Source organism: Streptomyces torulosus, assembly GCF_001419765.1.
GTDB classification, from domain to species: Bacteria; Actinomycetota; Actinomycetes; order Streptomycetales; family Streptomycetaceae; genus Streptomyces; species Streptomyces torulosus.
The window spans coordinates 1-3,873 of the sequence record NZ_LIRK01000518.1 but is presented as its reverse complement, the minus strand read 5'-3'; the positions used below and the strand labels follow the sequence as shown (position 1 = coordinate 3,873).

Genomic DNA, 3,873 nt, shown 5'->3' with positions numbered 1-3,873 from the left:
GGCGATGGGCGCCCAGGAACCGTGGTCGTGGTGGAGGGCGCGGGCCGGGGGCAGGGGGCCCTCCTGGTCGATGATCTCCCAGGGGCGGGTGAGGGCGGCCGGGAGGCCGGTCGCCGACACGAGACGGAGCGCCGACATCGGCCCGCGGAGGTGGATCATGCCGCCGAGAGCTCCGAGTTCTCCGACCGCGTGCTGGAGCGCGAGGCGGAAGACCTCGCTCTCCGCGACACCGGGATCCACCGTGTCGAGCAGGGCCAGCCGTGCGTTCATGAATCCGACCTTAACGTTCACCGCTCGATCAAGGCAGTGCACCACGGCAACTCACTGACGGATCGTCCGCACCAGCTCGCGAAGGTCAACTGGCTTGTTGTGCACAACAATTGACGCGCCAACAGAAAGTGTGCCCGCCGTGTGTGGCCGTCGCCGCGCGGGTGGCGTGACCAAGATCCGGCGCGGGTCGTTGGGCCGCTGCAAGACCCAGGTTGTCCGGCCGACCCCCAGCAGGCGCCCCATGTTCAAGTCGTTGGTCAAGACGTTCGTCGAGCAGTACACGAGGAACCAGCAGCTCGGCCGAGAGCTGAGAGTTCAGCGCGAGGAGCAGGAGCGGCGATGGCGTGAGGAGGACCGGGCCGTGCTCCTGGCCGCGCTCGCGGAGAACCGGGTCGCGCTCGACGAGCACCACCGCACGCTCCGCCGGGCCGCCGGCGTCTCGTACATCACGCTGCGCTGCCACGAGGACACCTGGACCTTCATGGCGCGCGCCGCCTTCGGCGTCTGGGAGCCGAACTGGACCCAGAGCACCCGCGACCCCTACGACCGGATCGGTCCCGGTGTGAGCAAGGCGGGCCGGTTCACCGCGGACCCGAACCTGCCGCCGGGCCGCGTCACCAAGGCCGAGGGAGGCATGCAGGACGTGCTGCTGTCCGGGCAGAACCTCGTCCTCGTCCTCGACGCCCTGCACACGGCCACGACGGCGGAGCTGTCCGCCACGGGGGCTCGCTGCAGGACCCTCTACGACCGGCTGGCGTCGTTCACCGCCAAGCTCGACCCGGGCGCGCCGCCCGGCCGCACCACCGGGATCCTCTGCCGGATCGACGACAGCCTGCACACCCAGTACGTCGGCGGGCGGCCCTCCGGCGGCACCACCGGTCGCGGCACCTCCGCGCCCCTGTTGCGCAAGGTGCCGTCCCCCGCCCCGGCGACCCGCTGACACGGGCGGCGCGAGCCGGAGCGGGGCCAGGGTCAGGGGTCAGGACAGGGAGGCGAGGAGGCCGTTCTCCGGTTCCAGGACGCCGGGCCGGACGAAGGCGCGGAAGTCGGTCTCGACGTCCGGCAGTCGGAGGGTGCCGACGCGGACGGCGTGGTAGCGGACGAGCGACCGCACGAAGACGTCGAGGTTGTCCAACTGCGTGTCCGCCTCGACGACCTCCTCCTCGTGGAACCACACGGCGACGCGGCCGTCGGTGAGCACCACGTAGTAGTTGCCGCCCCCGTCGGCGCCGACGGACCACACGTCGTCGTCGGACAGCTCCGTCTCGTGGTCCGAGTCGAGGATCCGGCAGTCGTCGGCCGCGAAGTCGAAGGCGTACGACCAGTCGTGGATGTCGAGGAACCGCGGCATGGTCCCCGCCCGCACCCGGCGGTCGAAGGCGGCCGGCGCCGTCGCCGCGTCGCGGGGAAGGCGGGCGAGGAACGGTGCGACCGGGCGGGTCGACGCCGGGGGCACGGCGGCCCACGGCTCGTCGGGGAACCAGCGCGCCGGATCGGCGTCGAGGCCCCGCTCCACGTACCCGGCCAGTGCGTCGACGGTGAGAGACATGCGGGGACGCCATCCGGGGCCGTTCGTCGCGATCGGAACACAACCATCCGCCATACCGGGCCGTCTCACCCCATAGCAGTGTCATGCGATCCAGGGGGGACAACATGCGACGTATCGGAGCGGCGGTGGCCGTACTCGTACTCGCCGGCACGGCGACGGTGGCGGCGGGGGGCGGCGCGAGTGCCGCTCCGGCGGGCGCCGCGCGGGCGGCGGCGGCCTGCCCGACGGGCTGGGGCAGCGGCCTCAAGGGCGCCCCGGACAGCGGCATCGTCCCGCTGGCCGACATCAGGACCGGCCGCCACGACTGCTACGACCGCATGGTCTTCGACGTCCCCGGCGGCGGCGACCACATCGGCTACTACGTCCAGTACGTCGACCAGTTGCACCAGGTCGGCTCGGGCGACGTCATCCCGGTCGGCGGCGGCGCCGTCCTGGAGATCAGGATCGCCGCGCCCAGCTACGACCCGGAGACCGGCGCGGTCGCCTACCCGGGGAAGGCCGCCAAGCCGCTGCCCGGCGTCGACCTCACCGGCTACCGCACCTTCCGCGACACCCGCTTCGCGGGCAGCTTCGAGGGCGAGACCCAGATAGGTCTCGGTGTCCGCGCCCGGCTCCCGTTCCGGGTGATCCAACTGCACGACCGGCTGGTCGTCGACGTCGCCCACAGCTGGACGAGCACGCGCTGACGCCGAGCGGGGCGCGAGACCCGCGGCAGGGGCGCGAGACCCGCGGCAGGGGCGGGAACACGCGGTGGCCGAGCGCCGGTGCTGTTCCGCGGTGCCCGACTTGTAGGGTCCGCACGGTGGAGAGATCGAATGAAGGTTTGAACGGCGGGGCGTCGGCCGAGACGCTGCTGGATGTGCTGCTCGGCGCGGCGCGCGAGGTTCCCGAGCGGACCGTCGTTCATGTGCGGGCCGACGGCGGCGAGCACACCGTCACCTTCGCCGGACTCCGCGACGAGGCGCTGCGGGTGGCGGGCGGCCTGATCGAGGCCGGCGTCAGCGCGGGCACCCCGCTGCCGCTGGTCGCCGACCGGGGCGAGGACTTCCAGCCGATGTTCTGGGGCGCGCTGGCGGCCGGCGCCGTGCCCGTGCCGCTCGCGCCCGAGCCGCGCCGCGTCGGACCGGTGTGGGAACTCCTCGGCCGCCCGCCGGTCGTCGTCGACGCCTCCACGGCACCCCTGCTCGGCGAACTGGACGCGGACGTGGCGGCGTTGCCGCTCGACACGCTCCGCGAGGGTCGCCCGCCCCGGCGACCGCACCGGCCCGCGCCCGACGACGTCGCGTTCCTCCAGTTCTCCTCCGGCAGCACCGGCTCCCCCAAGGGCGTCGAACTGACCCACGCCGGCGTCCTCGCGAACCTCCACCAGATCCGTACGGCCATGGCCATCACCGGCGACGACGTCATCGCTACGTGGATGCCGTACTTCCACGACATGGGCCTCATCGGCACGCACCTCGTGCCGATGGCCGCGCGCGTGCGTCAGATACGCGTCGAACCGCTGTCCTTCGCCAAGCGCCCCGCCCTGTGGCTGGAGGCCGCGGCCCGCCACCGCGCGACCCTGCTGTCGGCCGCCAACTTCGCCCTCGACCTGGCCGTACGGCGGATCCCGGCCGCGACCCTCGCCGGGCTCGACCTGAGCCCTGTACGGCTGCTGCTCGTGGGCGCCGAGCCGATCGCCCCGCGCGTCTGGCGCGCCTTCCAGGCCCACACCGCCCCCGCCGGGCTCGACCCGTGCGCCCCGCTCCCCGTCTACGGCCTCGCCGAGGCGACGCTCGCGGTGACCGTGCCGCCGCTGGGCGAGCGCGCCGAGCCGGTGGTACTCGACAGGGCCGCGCTCAGCCGGGGCCGGGCGGTGGAGACCACGCCGGGCACGGACGCGGTGGAGCTGATGGACCTCGGACTGCCGGTGGAGGGGTGCGAGGTCAGGATCACCGGGCCGGTGGGGGACGGCGAGGGCGACGGCGGCGCGGGGAACCCGGAGGGTGCGCGTGCCGCCCATGGTGTGCTCGGTGAGTCGCGGGTGGGGCATGTGGAGGTGCGGGGGCCGCAGG

Annotated in this window: 5 protein-coding genes; 3 read left to right on the top strand and 2 right to left on the bottom strand. The window is 73.6% G+C overall.

The window, feature by feature from the left end:
* On the bottom strand, nt 1-270 hold a 270-nt coding region (locus AOK23_RS31800), incomplete at its 3' end, for a hypothetical protein (protein ID WP_157878215.1).
* Between the two features lie 241 nt (nt 271-511).
* On the opposite strand from AOK23_RS31800, the gene AOK23_RS31795 reads away from it, so the two are divergent.
* Nucleotides 512-1,210 (top strand): hypothetical protein, encoded by a 699-nt coding sequence (locus AOK23_RS31795; protein WP_055716023.1) that lies wholly within the window; start codon nt 512-514, stop codon nt 1,208-1,210.
* Between the two features lie 39 nt (nt 1,211-1,249).
* Here AOK23_RS31795 and AOK23_RS31790 read toward each other — a convergent pair whose 3' ends face one another.
* Complete coding sequence (locus AOK23_RS31790) at nt 1,250-1,819, bottom strand: hypothetical protein (RefSeq protein ID WP_055716022.1); 570 nt, start codon at nt 1,817-1,819, stop codon at nt 1,250-1,252.
* Nucleotides 1,820-1,923: 104 nt separating this feature from the next.
* Between AOK23_RS31790 and AOK23_RS31785 the strand changes: the two genes are divergently transcribed.
* Nucleotides 1,924-2,505, top strand: a complete 582-nt coding sequence (locus tag AOK23_RS31785; protein WP_055716021.1) for an AMIN-like domain-containing (lipo)protein — start codon at nt 1,924-1,926, stop codon at nt 2,503-2,505.
* Nucleotides 2,506-2,621: 116 nt separating this feature from the next.
* Nucleotides 2,622-3,873 (top strand): AMP-binding protein (locus AOK23_RS31780; protein WP_240496656.1); only part of this gene is annotated, 1,252 nt, incomplete at its 3' end.

Coding starts and splice junctions, on each gene's coding strand:
- AOK23_RS31795 (WP_055716023.1), top strand. CDS start 512: ATGTTCAAGTCGTTGGTCAAGACGTTCGTCGAGCAGTACACGAGGAAC.
- AOK23_RS31790 (WP_055716022.1), bottom strand. CDS start 1,819: ATGTCTCTCACCGTCGACGCACTGGCCGGGTACGTGGAGCGGGGCCTC.
- AOK23_RS31785 (WP_055716021.1), top strand. CDS start 1,924: ATGCGACGTATCGGAGCGGCGGTGGCCGTACTCGTACTCGCCGGCACG.